We start from the raw sequence: 553 nt of genomic DNA on the forward strand, positions 1-553 counted from the left end.
GGGCCGCCGGCGTGCGCGCCTCGCCTGCCGCGGAATGGCTGGGCGCACCGAGCGATCGCGCCGGACGCGTGCAGGTCGCGGCCGACCTGACCATACCTGATCATCCCGAGATTTTTGCGATCGGCGACACCGTCAGCATCAACGCCTGGAATGGCAAGCCGGTCCCCGGCATCGCGCCGGCCGCCAAGCAGCAGGGCCGCTATGTCGCCGAGACCATCAAGGCGCGACTGCGCGGCGCTGCGACCGGCCCGTTCCGCTACAAGCACGCCGGAAGCCTGGCCCAGATCGGCAAGCGCCTGGCGGTGATCGATTTCGGCAAGGTGAAACTGCGCGGCGCCATCGCCTGGTGGATCTGGGGCATCGCCCACATCTACTTCCTGATCGGCCTGCGCCACAGGCTGAGCGTCGCGCTGAGCTGGCTCTGGATCTACGCCCGCGACCAGCGCGCGGCGCGGTTGATCACGCAGGGATCGAGCAAGGTGGTGTAGGGCTCTTCGTTTACCCTCCCCTGGAGGGGGAGGGTCGGCTCACATTGAGCGCAGCGAAATGTGAG

The 553-nt window shown here is 68.2% G+C and carries 1 pseudogene; it reads left to right on the forward strand.

From position 1 onward, the window contains the following. Window positions 1-488: pseudogene (locus tag JHD07_RS36840) on the forward strand (NAD(P)/FAD-dependent oxidoreductase); the annotation flags it as partial. Window positions 489-553 lie beyond the last annotated feature (65 nt).

Origin of the sequence: Bradyrhizobium sp., assembly GCF_016462955.1 — a bacterium.
Lineage (GTDB): Bacteria > Pseudomonadota > Alphaproteobacteria > Rhizobiales > Xanthobacteraceae > Bradyrhizobium.